Source organism: Leclercia adecarboxylata, from assembly GCF_006874705.1.
Taxonomy (GTDB): Bacteria; Pseudomonadota; Gammaproteobacteria; order Enterobacterales; family Enterobacteriaceae; genus Enterobacter; species Enterobacter adecarboxylatus_C.
The window spans coordinates 2,085,223-2,099,997 of record NZ_CP035382.1 but is presented as its reverse complement, the minus strand read 5'-3'; the positions used below and the strand labels follow the sequence as shown (position 1 = coordinate 2,099,997).

Genomic DNA, 14,775 nt, shown 5'->3' with positions numbered 1-14,775 from the left:
TTCCCCTCACCCTAACCCTCTCCCCAGGAACCGTAGGCCCGGTAAGCTTAGCGCCACCGGGCGTTTCCGTTATCAGAACTGTGCTTCTTCGGTCGACCCGGTCAGCGCGGTCACGGAGGAGGCGCCGCCCTGAATGATGGTGGTGACGTTATCGAAGTAGCCCGTTCCCACTTCCTGCTGATGCGAGGCAAAGGTATAGCCCTTTTGGCTTGCTGCGAACTCTGGCTGCTGGACCTTCTCGACGTAGTGCTTCATGCCCTCGCCCTGGGCGTAGGCGTGTGCCAGATCGAACATGTTGAACCACATGCTGTGAATGCCCGCGAGGGTGATGAACTGATACTTGTAGCCCATGTCCGACAGCTCTTGCTGGAAGCTGGCGATGGTTTTATCGTCCAGGTTTTTCTGCCAGTTGAAGGACGGTGAGCAGTTATAGGCCAGCAGTTTGCCCGGATATTTCGCATGGATGGCGTCAGCAAAGCGTTTAGCCAGGGCCAGGTCCGGGGTGGAGGTCTCGCACCACACCAGATCCGCATAAGGGGCGTAGGCCAGACCGCGGCTGATTGCCTGTTCAATGCCGGCATGGGTACGATAGAAGCCTTCGCTGGTACGCTCCCCGGTAATAAACTGGCTGTCGTAAGGGTCGCAATCGGAGGTGATCAGGTCCGCGGCATCGGCATCGGTACGGGCAATCACCAGCGTCGGGACGCCCAGCACGTCAGCGGCCAGACGGGCGGCCACCAGTTTCTGAATCGCCTCCTGCGTTGGCACCAGCACTTTGCCGCCCATGTGTCCGCACTTCTTCACCGAGGCCAGCTGATCTTCGAAGTGAACGGCCGCTGCACCGGCTTCAATCATCGATTTCATCAGCTCGAAGGCATTCAGCACCCCGCCAAACCCCGCTTCAGCATCGGCGACGATCGGCAGGAAGTAATCCACAAAGCGCGGATCGTTTGGCTCAATCCCGGACGCCCACTGGATCTGATCCGCCCGACGGAAGGTGTTGTTGATCCGCTCCACCACCGCCGGGACAGAGTTTGCCGGATAGAGAGACTGATCCGGGTACATGCTGGACGCCAGGTTGGCGTCCGCCGCGACCTGCCAGCCCGACAGATAGACCGCTTCAATGCCCGCTTTCGCCTGCTGCAACGCCTGGCCACCCGTCAGCGCGCCGAGGCTATTGATGTAACCCTTCTTCGATTCGCCGTGCAGCAGACGCCACATTTTGGCCGCCCCCAGCTGCGCCAGAGTGCACTCCGGGTTGACCGAGCCGCGTAACTTCACCACTTCCTCTGCGCTATAAGGGCGTTCAATGCCTTCCCAGCGCGGTTGAGTCCACTCGTTCTGTAATGCTTCGATTTGTTGGGTACGGGTTTTCATGTGCAGATGCTCCATATTGTTATGTGGTGAAATCAGGCCAGCAGGCGATAGCCAGGCAGCGTCAGGAAGTCGATGAGCTCATCTGAGGTGGTGATCTGTTCCATCAGGCGTGCGGCGGCGTCGAAGCGGCCGCTGCTGAAGCGGTGCTCGCCCAGTTCGTCCTGAATGTTCAGCATCTCTTCCGACAGCATCTCGCGGAACAGGGCTTTGGTGACCGGTTTGCCGTTGCTGAGGGTCTTCTGATGGTGGATCCACTGCCAGATAGAGGTACGGGAGATCTCAGCGGTAGCGGCATCCTCCATCAGACCGTAAATCGGCACACAGCCGTTGCCGGAGATCCACGCTTCGATGTACTGCACCGCCACGCGAATATTGGCGCGCATTCCCTCTTCAGTGCGCTCGCCCTCGCACGGCTCGAGCAGCTGTGCGGCGGTGACTGGCGTATCCTCTTCGCGGGTTACGTGCAGCTGATTTTTGTTATCGCCCAGAATGCGGTTGAACACCTCCATGGCGGTATCGGCCAGTCCGGGATGCGCCACCCAGGTGCCGTCATGGCCGTTGCTGGCTTCCAGCTCTTTGTCGGCCTTCACCTTGTTCAGCACCTGATTGTTACGCTCGCTGTCTTTGCTCGGAATAAAGGCCGCCATGCCGCCCATCGCGAAGGCACCGCGTTTGTGGCAGGTTTTGATCAGCAGACGCGAGTAGGCATTCAGGAATGATTTGTCCATGGTCACCACCTGGCGATCCGGCAGAACACGATCGGGATGGTTTTTCAGGGTCTTGATATAGCTGAAAATGTAATCCCAGCGGCCGCAATTCAGGCCAACGATGTGGTCACGCAGGGCATGCAGGATCTCATCCATCTGGAACACCGCCGGCAGGGTTTCAATCAGCAGCGTGGCTTTGATGGTGCCGCGCGGCAGGTCGAAACGATCTTCGGCATAGCTGAAGACCTCACCCCACCAGGCCGCTTCCTGCCAGGACTGGGTTTTCGGCAGGTAGAAATAGGGGCCGCTGCCTTTTGCCAGCAGATTTTTATGGTTATGGAAGAAGTAGAGGGCAAAGTCGAACAGGCTGCCCGGGATCGCTTCCCCGTTCCAGGTAACATGCTTTTCCGGTAAATGCAGGCCGCGCACGCGGCAGACCAGGACCGCCGGGTTAGGTTTAAGCTGATAAATTTTGCCGGCTTCATTGGTGTGACTGATGGTGCCGTTCACCGCGTCGCGCAGATTGATCTGACCTTCGATCACTTTGTTCCAGTCAGGCGCCAGCGAATCTTCAAAATCCGCCATAAAGACTTTCACATTGGCATTCAGCGCATTGATCACCATTTTGCGTTCTACCGGCCCGGTGATCTCGACGCGTCGGTCCTGCAGATCCTGCGGAATGCCGCGTATCGTCCAGTTACCTTCACGAATGGAAGCGGTTTCCGAAATAAAGTCAGGCAGCTTTCCGTTATCAATGTCTTGCTGCTGCTGGATACGTGCGGCCAGTAACTTATTGCGTTTTGGCGTGAAGCGGGTCACCAGCTCGGTAAGAAACTCAACGGCATCTGGCGTCAGAATCTGCTGCTCCTGCTCGCCATGCGGTTGGTTAAAGGCCAGTTCATCGATAATGGTTGCCTGTTGATTCATTCCACTGCTCCTCGTCGTTGATCCGAATTCATTTCCCCACGCGAACGAAAGATCGTTGTGTAGTTTTCGTTCAGCAAAATTAAGACTATCCATATTTATCGCAAAATCAAAAACTATTTCCATTTTTAATTTTAAATGAACTTAAGCGATTGATATTTATTAGATTAAAAATCATTCATCAATCGGAGGGGATTTCGGAAATAAAAAAGGCACCCGAAGGTGCCTTAACTGGAGAGCTGAAACGCTACAGGATCAAGATCCTCAGAGGATTACTCCAGTGTCGGATTCATGTGGCGCAGATCGTATGGCGTGATCTGGTAGACGTAATAGTTGAGCCAGTTAGTAAACAGCAGGTTGCCATGACTGCGCCAGGTTGCCCGCGGTTTGTTCTGCGGATCGTTTTGCGGGAAATAGTTGTAGGGCACGTCCGGGTTCAAACCCGCTTCCACATCGCGGAAATATTCGCTCGCCAGAGTATCGGGATCGTACTCGGGATGACCGGTAACAAAAGCAATACGCTTATCTTTGCTGGCGAACAGGTAGGCATCCCCCTCCTCGCTTTCTGCCAGGATCTCCAGATCGGTGTAGTCACGGATCAGTGCTGCCGGGAAATCGGCATAGCGTGAATGGGGAGCCAGGAAGGTGTCATCAAAGCCCCGCGTCAGCAGTGCATGGGGGTGCAGAATATGGTGTTCGTAGACGCCAGAAAGTTTTTCGCTGCGGGTCTGCTTAGGGATACCGTAAAGAATATTGAGTGCCGCCTGCACCGCCCAACAGACAAACAACGTGGAGGTGACGTGATCTTTGGCCCACTCCAGCACCTGCTTAATCTGCGGCCAGTAGGCCACGTCGTTGAACTCAACCAGGCCCAGCGGCGCACCGGTGACAATCAGTCCATCGAAATTGTCGTCGCGGATATCATCAAAGTTACAGTAGAAGTTATTAAGATGCTCCGAAGGCGTGTTGCGGGACTCACGCGCATCAATACGCAACAGCTGAATATCGACCTGGAGGGGGGAGTTTGAGAGCAAGCGGAGGAATTGATTCTCCGTCTCAATCTTCTTCGGCATCAGGTTGAGGATAAGCACCTTCAGAGGACGAATTTCCTGACCTGTAGCGCGCGATGCCTTCATGACAAAGACATTTTCCTCACGCAAGAAATTGACGGCTGGTAGCTCGTCCTGCACCCGAATCGGCATAACCTTAGATCCTCAAAGCATACGTATAAACGTTTAGACATCCAGATAGCTGACAATAACCAGGAATAAGGCAAATGTCGAGTCTGCATGTGAAAGGTGAGAAAGTTTCAAGGAAGGGGGTTGGGTGCGGCAGGATTGCCCGGTGGCGCTACGCTTACCGGGCCTACTAAAGCACTGGAAGGCGCAGCCGCCCGGCGGGTTTCCCGGCGCAACGCAAAAAGCCCATCCGTGAGGATGGGCTTTCGCGTGTTTGATGCCTGGCAGTTCCCTACTCTCGCATGGGGAGACCCCACACTACCATCGGCGCTACGGCGTTTCACTTCTGAGTTCGGCATGGGGTCAGGTGGGACCACCGCGCTACAGCCGCCAGGCAAATTCTGTTGTTCACCCCGCCCGCAGGCGCAGTGACTAATCTGTATCAGCTGAAAATCTCTCAAATCCGCCGAAACAGCTTCGGCGTTGTAAGGTTAAGCCTCACGGTTCATTAGTATCGGTTAGCTCAACGCATCGCTGCGCTTACACACCCGACCTATCAACGTCGTCGTCTTCAACGTTCCTTCAGGAGCCTTAAAGGCTCAGGGAGAACTCATCTCGGGGCAAGTTTCGTGCTTAGATGCTTTCAGCACTTATCTCTTCCGCATTTAGCTACCGGGCAGTGCCATTGGCATGACAACCCGAACACCAGTGATGCGTCCACTCCGGTCCTCTCGTACTAGGAGCAGCCCCCCTCAATTCTCCAGCGCCCACGGCAGATAGGGACCGAACTGTCTCACGACGTTCTAAACCCAGCTCGCGTACCACTTTAAACGGCGAACAGCCGTACCCTTGGGACCTACTTCAGCCCCAGGATGTGATGAGCCGACATCGAGGTGCCAAACACCGCCGTCGATATGAACTCTTGGGCGGTATCAGCCTGTTATCCCCGGAGTACCTTTTATCCGTTGAGCGATGGCCCTTCCATACAGAACCACCGGATCACTATGACCTGCTTTCGCACCTGCTCGAGCCGTCACTCTCGCAGTCAAGCTAGCTTATGCCATTGCACTAACCTCCTGATGTCCGACCAGGATTAGCTAACCTTCGTGCTCCTCCGTTACTCTTTAGGAGGAGACCGCCCCAGTCAAACTACCCACCAGACACTGTCCGCAACCCGGATTACGGGTCTACGTTAGAACACCAGCCATTAAAGGGTGGTATTTCAAGGATGGCTCCACGCAGACTGGCGTCCACGCTTCAAAGCCTCCCACCTATCCTACACATCAAGGACCAGTGTTCAGTGTCAAGCTATAGTAAAGGTTCACGGGGTCTTTCCGTCTTGCCGCGGGTACACTGCATCTTCACAGCGATTTCAATTTCACTGAGTCTCGGGTGGAGACAGCCTGGCCATCATTACGCCATTCGTGCAGGTCGGAACTTACCCGACAAGGAATTTCGCTACCTTAGGACCGTTATAGTTACGGCCGCCGTTTACCGGGGCTTCGATCAAGAGCTTCGCGTTGCCGCTAACCCCATCAATTAACCTTCCGGCACCGGGCAGGCGTCACACCGTATACGTCCACTTTCGTGTTTGCACAGTGCTGTGTTTTTAATAAACAGTTGCAGCCAGCTGGTATCTTCGACTGATTTCAGCTCCACCCGCAGGGGCTTCACCTACATATCAGCGTGCCTTCTCCCGAAGTTACGGCACCATTTTGCCTAGTTCCTTCACCCGAGTTCTCTCAAGCGCCTTGGTATTCTCTACCTGACCACCTGTGTCGGTTTGGGGTACGATTTGATGTTACCTGATGCTTAGAGGCTTTTCCTGGAAGCAGGGCATTTGTTGCTTCAGCACCGTAGTGCCTCGTCATCACACCTCAGCGTTAGTAAGGCTCCGGATTTACCTGGAACCTCCGCCTACATGCTTAAACCGGGACAACCGTCGCCCGGCCAACATAGCCTTCTCCGTCCCCCCTTCGCAGTAACACCGAGTACAGGAATATTAACCTGTTTCCCATCGACTACGCCTTTCGGCCTCGCCTTAGGGGTCGACTCACCCTGCCCCGATTAACGTTGGACAGGAACCCTTGGTCTTCCGGCGAGCGGGTTTTTCACCCGCTTTATCGTTACTTATGTCAGCATTCGCACTTCTGATACCTCCAGCATGCCTCACAGCACACCTTCGACGGCTTACAGAACGCTCCCCTACCCAACAACACATAGTGTCGCTGCCGCAGCTTCGGTGCATGGTTTAGCCCCGTTACATCTTCCGCGCAGGCCGACTCGACCAGTGAGCTATTACGCTTTCTTTAAATGATGGCTGCTTCTAAGCCAACATCCTGGCTGTCTGTGCCTTCCCACATCGTTTCCCACTTAACCATGACTTTGGGACCTTAGCTGGCGGTCTGGGTTGTTTCCCTCTTCACGACGGACGTTAGCACCCGCCGTGTGTCTCCCGTGATAACATTCTCCGGTATTCGCAGTTTGCATCGGGTTGGTAAGCCGGGATGGCCCCCTAGCCGAAACAGTGCTCTACCCCCGGAGATGAATTCACGAGGCGCTACCTAAATAGCTTTCGGGGAGAACCAGCTATCTCCCGGTTTGATTGGCCTTTCACCCCCAGCCACAGGTCATCCGCTAATTTTTCAACATTAGTCGGTTCGGTCCTCCAGTTAGTGTTACCCAACCTTCAACCTGCCCATGGCTAGATCACCGGGTTTCGGGTCTATACCCTGCAACTTAACGCCCAGTTAAGACTCGGTTTCCCTTCGGCTCCCCTATACGGTTAACCTTGCTACAGAATATAAGTCGCTGACCCATTATACAAAAGGTACGCAGTCACACCACAAGGGTGCTCCCACTGCTTGTACGTACACGGTTTCAGGTTCTTTTTCACTCCCCTCGCCGGGGTTCTTTTCGCCTTTCCCTCACGGTACTGGTTCACTATCGGTCAGTCAGGAGTATTTAGCCTTGGAGGATGGTCCCCCCATATTCAGACAGGATACCACGTGTCCCGCCCTACTCTTCGAACTCACAGTGCATGTATTTTTGTGTACGGGAGTATCACCCTGTACCCTGCGACTTTCCAGACGCTTCCACTAATACATACGCTGATTCAGGTTCTGGGCTGCTCCCCGTTCGCTCGCCGCTACTGGGGGAATCTCGGTTGATTTCTTTTCCTCAGGGTACTTAGATGTTTCAGTTCCCCTGGTTCGCTTCGTTAAGCTATGTATTCACTTAACGATAGTGTGTCGAAACACACTGGGTTTCCCCATTCGGAAATCGTCGGCTGTAACGGTTCATATCACCTTACCGACGCTTATCGCAGATTAGCACGTCCTTCATCGCCTCTGACTGCCTAGGCATCCACCGTGTACGCTTGGTCGCTTAACCTCACAACCCGAAGATGTTTCACTTCTGATTGCGAAAATTTGAGAGACTCTGACACACCGCTCATCTGCTCTTATTACGGAGAACAGACAGGGCATGTCGTTTCAATTTTCAGCTTGATCCAGATTTTTAAAGAGCAAATATCTCAAACGTAACTCAGAGAGTTAGTTTTGAGATATAAAGGCAGGTGACTTTCACTCACAAACCAGCAAGTGGCGTCCCCTAGGGGATTCGAACCCCTGTTACCGCCGTGAAAGGGCGGTGTCCTGGGCCTCTAGACGAAGGGGACACTGAAGTCTGCTTCGGCAAGACGCCTTGCTTTTTACTTTTCATCAGACAATCTGTGTGAGCACTACAAAGGCAGGTTCTTTAAGGTAAGGAGGTGATCCAACCGCAGGTTCCCCTACGGTTACCTTGTTACGACTTCACCCCAGTCATGAATCACAAAGTGGTAAACGCCCTCCCGAAGGTTAAGCTACCTACTTCTTTTGCAACCCACTCCCATGGTGTGACGGGCGGTGTGTACAAGGCCCGGGAACGTATTCACCGTAGCATTCTGATCTACGATTACTAGCGATTCCGACTTCATGGAGTCGAGTTGCAGACTCCAATCCGGACTACGACGCACTTTATGAGGTCCGCTTGCTCTCGCGAGGTCGCTTCTCTTTGTATGCGCCATTGTAGCACGTGTGTAGCCCTACTCGTAAGGGCCATGATGACTTGACGTCATCCCCACCTTCCTCCAGTTTATCACTGGCAGTCTCCTTTGAGTTCCCGGCCTAACCGCTGGCAACAAAGGATAAGGGTTGCGCTCGTTGCGGGACTTAACCCAACATTTCACAACACGAGCTGACGACAGCCATGCAGCACCTGTCTCAGAGTTCCCGAAGGCACCAAAGCATCTCTGCTAAGTTCTCTGGATGTCAAGAGTAGGTAAGGTTCTTCGCGTTGCATCGAATTAAACCACATGCTCCACCGCTTGTGCGGGCCCCCGTCAATTCATTTGAGTTTTAACCTTGCGGCCGTACTCCCCAGGCGGTCGACTTAACGCGTTAGCTCCGGAAGCCACTCCTCAAGGGAACAACCTCCAAGTCGACATCGTTTACGGCGTGGACTACCAGGGTATCTAATCCTGTTTGCTCCCCACGCTTTCGCACCTGAGCGTCAGTCTTTGTCCAGGGGGCCGCCTTCGCCACCGGTATTCCTCCAGATCTCTACGCATTTCACCGCTACACCTGGAATTCTACCCCCCTCTACAAGACTCTAGCCTGCCAGTTTCGAATGCAGTTCCCAGGTTGAGCCCGGGGATTTCACATCCGACTTGACAGACCGCCTGCGTGCGCTTTACGCCCAGTAATTCCGATTAACGCTTGCACCCTCCGTATTACCGCGGCTGCTGGCACGGAGTTAGCCGGTGCTTCTTCTGCGAGTAACGTCAATCGATGAGGTTATTAACCTCACCGCCTTCCTCCTCGCTGAAAGTACTTTACAACCCGAAGGCCTTCTTCATACACGCGGCATGGCTGCATCAGGCTTGCGCCCATTGTGCAATATTCCCCACTGCTGCCTCCCGTAGGAGTCTGGACCGTGTCTCAGTTCCAGTGTGGCTGGTCATCCTCTCAGACCAGCTAGGGATCGTCGCCTAGGTGAGCCGTTACCCCACCTACTAGCTAATCCCATCTGGGCACATCTGATGGCAAGAGGCCCGAAGGTCCCCCTCTTTGGTCTTGCGACATTATGCGGTATTAGCTACCGTTTCCAGTAGTTATCCCCCTCCATCAGGCAGTTTCCCAGACATTACTCACCCGTCCGCCGCTCGTCACCCAGGGAGCAAGCTCCCCCGTGCTACCGCTCGACTTGCATGTGTTAGGCCTGCCGCCAGCGTTCAATCTGAGCCATGATCAAACTCTTCAATTTAAGTTTGATGCTCGTGAATTAAACTTCGTAATGAATTACGTATGTTCACTCAGAGACTTTGGTATTCATTTATTGTCCGAAGACATTAAGAATCCATGTCACTTTGAGTGCCCACACAGATTGTCTGATAAATTGTTAAAGAGCAGTGCAACGCGGCTTTCGCTCACCGTTGCGAGGTGGCGTATATTACGCTTTCCTCTTTCAGAGTCAAGCGTTTATTTTTCGCTTTTCTCTTCAACCGACCCGGCTGTTTGTGTGAAGTGATTCACATCCGCCGTGTCGATGGAGGCGCATTATAGGGAGTTCTCCGCAGCCCGCAACCCTTAAATGACAGAAAAATGACTGACTGCTGCATTCCCCAGCAAAACCCCGCCTTATACCTGATTACTCACAGACTTATCCACAATGCGACGAAAAAGTGAAAATGTGCGAGCGTTGCGCAAACGTTTTCGTTAAAATGCTCGCGCTAAATAAAGCGGCCCCGCCAGGTGTGTTAGTTGAGTTTTTATGTGGAAAATTCACCTAACGCTCTCTGTAATCGTCAAATCCAGGGGATTTACCATGCAACAACGTCGTCCAGTCCGCCGCGCTCTGCTCAGTGTTTCTGATAAAGCCGGTATCGTCGAATTCGCTCAGGCACTTTCTGCACGTGGTGTGGAGCTGCTGTCCACTGGCGGTACCGCCCGCCTGTTAGCAGATAAAGGCCTGCCGGTAACCGAAGTGTCCGATTACACCGGTTTCCCGGAAATGATGGATGGACGCGTCAAAACCCTGCATCCAAAAGTCCACGGCGGCATTCTGGGTCGTCGCGGTCAGGACGACGGCATTATGGATCAACACGGGATTGCGCCAATCGATATGGTTGTTGTTAACCTCTACCCGTTCGCTCAGACCGTTGCCCGTGAAGGCTGCTCTCTGGAAGATGCGGTAGAGAATATCGATATCGGCGGCCCGACCATGGTGCGCTCCGCCGCCAAGAACCATAAAGATGTTGCCATCGTAGTTAAGAGCAGCGACTACGAGGCCATTATTAAAGAGATGGATGCCAACGAAGGCTCCCTGAATCTCGAGACCCGTTTCGACCTCGCCATTAAAGCGTTCGAACATACCGCCGCCTACGACAGCATGATCGCCAACTACTTCGGTAGCCTGGTGCCAGCCTATCATGGCGAAAGCAAAGATCCTTCCGGCCGCTTCTCACGCACCTTAAACCTGAACTTCATTAAGAAGCAGGATATGCGCTACGGTGAGAACAGCCACCAGCAGGCTGCCTTCTATATAGAAGAAGAGGTTAAAGAAGCCTCCGTTGCCACTGCACAGCAGGTTCAGGGCAAAGCGCTCTCCTATAACAACATCGCGGACACCGACGCGGCGCTGGAGTGCGTGAAAGAGTTCAGCGAGCCGGCCTGCGTGATCGTCAAACACGCGAACCCATGCGGCGTGGCGGTCAGCACCTCGATTCTGGATGCCTACGATCGCGCGTACAAAACCGACCCGACCTCTGCGTTCGGCGGCATTATCGCCTTCAACCGTGAACTGGATGCTGAAACCGCTCAGGCAATTATCTCCCGTCAGTTTGTGGAAGTGATTATCGCCCCTTCCGCCACCGAGGAAGCCCTGAAGATCACCGCGGCGAAACAGAACGTTCGCGTACTGACCTGCGGCCAGTGGGCAGAACGCGTTCCGGGCCTGGACTTCAAGCGTGTGAACGGCGGTCTGTTAGTTCAGGATCGCGATCTGGGTATGGTGACAGAAGCCGACCTGCGCGTGGTCAGCAAGCGTCAGCCGACCGAACAGGAACTGCGTGATGCGCTGTTCTGCTGGAAAGTAGCGAAGTTCGTGAAATCCAACGCCATCGTCTATGCGAAAGAGAACATGACCATCGGGATAGGCGCAGGCCAGATGAGCCGCGTCTACTCCGCGAAAATTGCCGGTATCAAGGCAGGCGATGAAGGTCTGGAAGTGAAAGGCTCCGCCATGGCCTCTGACGCCTTCTTCCCGTTCCGCGACGGTATCGACGCGGCTGCGGCTGTGGGCATCACCTGCGTGATCCAGCCTGGCGGTTCTATCCGCGATGACGAAGTCATTGCCGCTGCCGACGAACACGGTATCGCGATGATCTTCACCGACATGCGTCATTTCCGCCATTAATTTCCGGAGCAGAGAATGAAAGTATTAGTGATTGGTAACGGCGGGCGCGAGCACGCCCTGGCGTGGAAAGCGGCGCAGTCACCGCAGGTGAACACCGTCTTCGTGGCACCGGGTAACGCCGGTACGGCGCTGGAGCCCGCCCTGCAGAACGTCGCCATCGGCGTGACCGATATTCCGGCGCTGCTGAGCTTTGCCCAGAATGAAAAGATCGACCTGACCATCGTCGGCCCGGAAGCACCGCTGGTGATTGGCGTAGTAGACGCTTTCCGCGCGGCGGGTCTGACCATCTTCGGCCCAACCGAAGGCGCCGCCCAGCTGGAAGGCTCTAAAGCCTTCACCAAAGATTTCCTCGCGCGTCATAACATCCCGACCGCGGAATATCAGAATTTCACCGAAGTGGAGCCCGCTCTGGCGTATCTGCGTGAGAAAGGCGCGCCGATTGTGATCAAGGCCGACGGTCTGGCCGCCGGTAAAGGCGTGATCGTGGCGATGACCCTCGAAGAGGCAGAGGCCGCGGTTCAGGATATGCTGGCGGGTAATGCCTTTGGCGACGCGGGCCACCGCATCGTGATCGAGGAGTTCCTCGACGGTGAGGAGGCGAGCTTTATCGTGATGGTCGACGGCGAGCACGTCCTGCCGATGGCCACCAGCCAGGATCACAAGCGCGTGGGCGATGCCGATACCGGCCCGAATACCGGTGGTATGGGTGCCTACTCCCCTGCCCCGGTAGTGACGGATGAAGTGCACCAGCGCACCATGGACCGCATCATCTGGCCTACTGTGAAAGGCATGGCGGCTGAAGGCAATACCTACACCGGTTTCCTCTATGCCGGCCTGATGATCGACAAGCAGGGCAACCCGAAGGTGATCGAGTTCAACTGCCGCTTTGGCGATCCGGAAACTCAGCCGATCATGCTGCGCATGAAATCCGATCTGGTGGATCTGTGCCTGGCGGCCTGCGAAGGCAAGCTGGACACGAAAACCTCCGAGTGGGACGAGCGTGCGTCGCTGGGCGTGGTGATTGCGGCGGGTGGTTATCCGGGCAACTACAGCACCGGGGATGAGATCCACGGTCTGCCGCTGGAGCAGGTTGAAGGCGCGAAGGTGTTCCATGCAGGCACTACGCTGTCTGATGACGATCGCGTACTGACCAACGGCGGCCGCGTCCTGTGCGCCACCGCGCTGGGACATACGGTCGCGGAAGCGCAGCAGCGCGCCTATGCCCTGATGGCGGATATTCGCTGGAACGGCAGCTTCAGCCGTAACGATATTGGTTATCGTGCGATTGCGCGGGAGCGAGGGGAGTAACTTTTCCCCCATCCTGACCCTCTCCCTCAAGGGAGAGGGAACTTAAAAACTCTTCTCGGTCGGCTGCCAGGTACAGAAATCTTCGTTAGCCACCAGCAGCAGCTGTGACCCTTCCGGCGCTTCCAGCCACGCCACGCTTACTTCCATAGAGGAGTGGCTCTGACGCCGTCCAATATGTTCCGTCGCCCAGCTATCAAGATCCGGCTTCAGGGTCTGGCCTTCGCAGGTGGTCACGGTGCCATCGGCATGCCAGCGCCCCTGATGCAGCACTACCCGTCCCTGTCGCAGCGCGTCACTGGTCTGACGAACCTGGTCGGCACGGTAGCGATAGAGGTCAATTTGATCGGTAGAGAGTTGCTGCTTAAGACCGCCGATTTCGCGCTGCATAAAGCTCAGCTCACCGTGGTCGTCAAAACGCACCCGCACATGCTCGGGCACCTTGCTGTAGATATTCACGTCAATATAAGCAAGCGTATCACCCTGCCAGCGGTACTCACTGGTGGTGGTGCTGCCGCTGTGCCAGGGACTAAAGGCGGAGAGCAGATGGACTTCATCGTCCGTGTCTTTACGCCAGATACGTACCGCACCCCGATCGTCAGCGTAACCGCTGGCGGTAAAAGGCGGCAGAGAGGAATCATGGCTGCAGGCGGACAGCAAAAGTATGCCTGCCAGCGCTATTGCCTGGCGCCAGACAGACAAAAGGGGCGAAACCGCCCCCTCGATAAAACTGTTCACTGCTACGCGGCTTACTTAACTGCGTCTTTCAGTGCTTTGCCAGAAACAAATGCTGGCACGTTAGCTGCAGCGATTTTGATTTCGTTACCGGTCTGCGGGTTGCGGCCAGTACGCTCAGCGCGGTGGTTCACTTTGAAGGTACCGAAACCTACCAGTTGTACAGCATCGCCTTCTTTCAGAGACTCAGTAATAGCAGCCAGGGTGGATTCCAGAGCAGCTTTAGCCTGTACTTTAGACAGATCAGCCTTGTCCGCAATTACATCAATCAGTTGAGTCTTGTTCATAAGTTATCCTTTCAATGTGTTTATCGCTTGCTAAGCATCGAGTGCGACGAAAATGCCAAAAAAGCACTCTCCTGCATACACGCACCGATAGCCACTTATTTTCGCCCCCCAAATGTAGACCAGACGGGGGGCAGAAGGGAAGAGTACAGGCATGACAAAACAGGCGTAAAATCACGTTTTATTGTTTCACTGGTGAAGATTTATACCAATGTTACTCTCGCCTGCCTCACGCAAGTCTGCACGCAGACCTTTAATCAGCTCGATATCGCGTTCTTCGCACTCTGCCAGCAAACGGAATATTTCCCACTGGATGTCCCATTCCTGCTCAACGGCCGGGTTTAAACGGAGCTCTTCATCGGTCATTTCACGACCTTCCTGGGTCATCTCCAGCATCGCCACGGAAGTAATTGAGGCCTTACTGACTTCGATGGCATGTTCCAGAGTTTCGCCACTCAGGCGCGAGTGAATCAGTTCACTTAATGCCACACAGGCATCGATCGCCGGATAGACGCCATAGACATCATAGTCATCGGCAGCCGGGATCGCCTCTTCCAGCTTATCGAGCTGAGAATCGAAGTTCACCTTCGCATCTTTGACCGTCAGCGTCTCCCATACCAGATCGAGAATACGGCGATACAGCTGGCCGTCACCAAATTCAGTCTGCTTGCAGAACATGGCGTAGTTCGGGTACATGCGTTCGCACAGGCAGGCCATAAAGGTGACATGCTGCCAGCTTTCCAGCTTCTCGAGGCGCAGGTGAATCGGGTTTTGTAACATGATGAAGTCTCGAATCGAAAATTAGCC

At 54.7% G+C, this 14,775-nt stretch carries 8 protein-coding genes, 1 tRNA gene and 3 rRNA genes; 2 read left to right on the top strand and 10 right to left on the bottom strand.

Going from position 1 to position 14,775, the window contains the following annotated elements; all coding sequences use genetic code 11:
* Positions 1-72: 72 nt before the first annotated feature.
* The 7 genes from aceA to ES815_RS10990 form a co-directional block, all read right to left on the bottom strand.
* A complete protein-coding gene (aceA, locus tag ES815_RS11020; protein WP_142487823.1) occupies positions 73-1,377 on the bottom strand; it encodes an isocitrate lyase in 1,305 nt (434 codons plus the stop codon).
* Between the two features lie 32 nt (positions 1,378-1,409).
* Positions 1,410-3,011, bottom strand: coding sequence for a malate synthase A (aceB, locus tag ES815_RS11015; RefSeq protein WP_142487822.1), 1,602 nt, complete (start codon positions 3,009-3,011; stop codon positions 1,410-1,412).
* Positions 3,012-3,280: 269 nt separating this feature from the next.
* The gene (metA, locus tag ES815_RS11010) at positions 3,281-4,210 is read right to left on the bottom strand and encodes a homoserine O-succinyltransferase (RefSeq protein WP_142487821.1); all 930 of its coding nucleotides are present in this window, start codon (positions 4,208-4,210) and stop codon (positions 3,281-3,283) included.
* A gap of 255 nt (positions 4,211-4,465) precedes the next feature.
* Positions 4,466-4,581 (bottom strand): 5S ribosomal RNA (rrf, locus tag ES815_RS11005).
* Between the two features lie 92 nt (positions 4,582-4,673).
* Positions 4,674-7,579: ribosomal RNA gene (locus ES815_RS11000) — 23S ribosomal RNA — on the bottom strand.
* A gap of 210 nt (positions 7,580-7,789) precedes the next feature.
* A tRNA-Glu gene (locus tag ES815_RS10995) sits at positions 7,790-7,865 on the bottom strand.
* 86 nt (positions 7,866-7,951) lie between these two features.
* Positions 7,952-9,493 (bottom strand): 16S ribosomal RNA (locus ES815_RS10990).
* The 16S, 23S and 5S rRNA genes sit together here with 1 tRNA gene alongside, the layout of an rRNA operon.
* A 561-nt stretch (positions 9,494-10,054) precedes the next feature.
* Between ES815_RS10990 and purH the strand changes: the two genes are divergently transcribed.
* Entirely contained in the window at positions 10,055-11,644 is a 1,590-nt protein-coding gene (gene purH / locus ES815_RS10985) for a bifunctional phosphoribosylaminoimidazolecarboxamide formyltransferase/IMP cyclohydrolase (RefSeq protein ID WP_142487820.1), read from the top strand.
* Positions 11,645-11,659: 15 nt separating this feature from the next.
* Positions 11,660-12,952: a phosphoribosylamine--glycine ligase gene (purD, locus tag ES815_RS10980; RefSeq protein WP_142487819.1), complete on the top strand. Its 1,293-nt coding sequence runs from the start codon at positions 11,660-11,662 to the stop codon at positions 12,950-12,952.
* A gap of 42 nt (positions 12,953-12,994) precedes the next feature.
* Here the strand turns inward: purD and ES815_RS10975 are convergent, their stop codons facing one another.
* The 3 genes from ES815_RS10975 to ES815_RS10965 form a co-directional block, all read right to left on the bottom strand.
* Positions 12,995-13,687 (bottom strand): DUF1481 domain-containing protein, encoded by a 693-nt coding sequence (locus tag ES815_RS10975; RefSeq protein ID WP_142487818.1) that lies wholly within the window; start codon positions 13,685-13,687, stop codon positions 12,995-12,997.
* 11 nt (positions 13,688-13,698) lie between these two features.
* Positions 13,699-13,971: a nucleoid-associated protein HU-alpha gene (gene hupA / locus ES815_RS10970; RefSeq protein ID WP_032615913.1), complete on the bottom strand. Its 273-nt coding sequence runs from the start codon at positions 13,969-13,971 to the stop codon at positions 13,699-13,701.
* Between the two features lie 186 nt (positions 13,972-14,157).
* Entirely contained in the window at positions 14,158-14,748 is a 591-nt protein-coding gene (locus ES815_RS10965; protein WP_106996058.1) for a YjaG family protein, read from the bottom strand.
* Between the last annotated feature and the right edge of the window lie 27 nt (positions 14,749-14,775).

Excerpts from the sequence above, each read along its gene's own strand:
- hupA (WP_032615913.1), bottom strand. The coding sequence starts at position 13,971 with ATGAACAAGACTCAACTGATTGATGTAATTGCGGACAAGGCTGATCTG.
- aceA (WP_142487823.1), bottom strand. The coding sequence starts at position 1,377 with ATGAAAACCCGTACCCAACAAATCGAAGCATTACAGAACGAGTGGACT.
- metA (WP_142487821.1), bottom strand. The coding sequence starts at position 4,210 with ATGCCGATTCGGGTGCAGGACGAGCTACCAGCCGTCAATTTCTTGCGT.
- purD (WP_142487819.1), top strand. The coding sequence starts at position 11,660 with ATGAAAGTATTAGTGATTGGTAACGGCGGGCGCGAGCACGCCCTGGCG.
- aceB (WP_142487822.1), bottom strand. The coding sequence starts at position 3,011 with ATGAATCAACAGGCAACCATTATCGATGAACTGGCCTTTAACCAACCG.
- purH (WP_142487820.1), top strand. The coding sequence starts at position 10,055 with ATGCAACAACGTCGTCCAGTCCGCCGCGCTCTGCTCAGTGTTTCTGAT.
- ES815_RS10965 (WP_106996058.1), bottom strand. The coding sequence starts at position 14,748 with ATGTTACAAAACCCGATTCACCTGCGCCTCGAGAAGCTGGAAAGCTGG.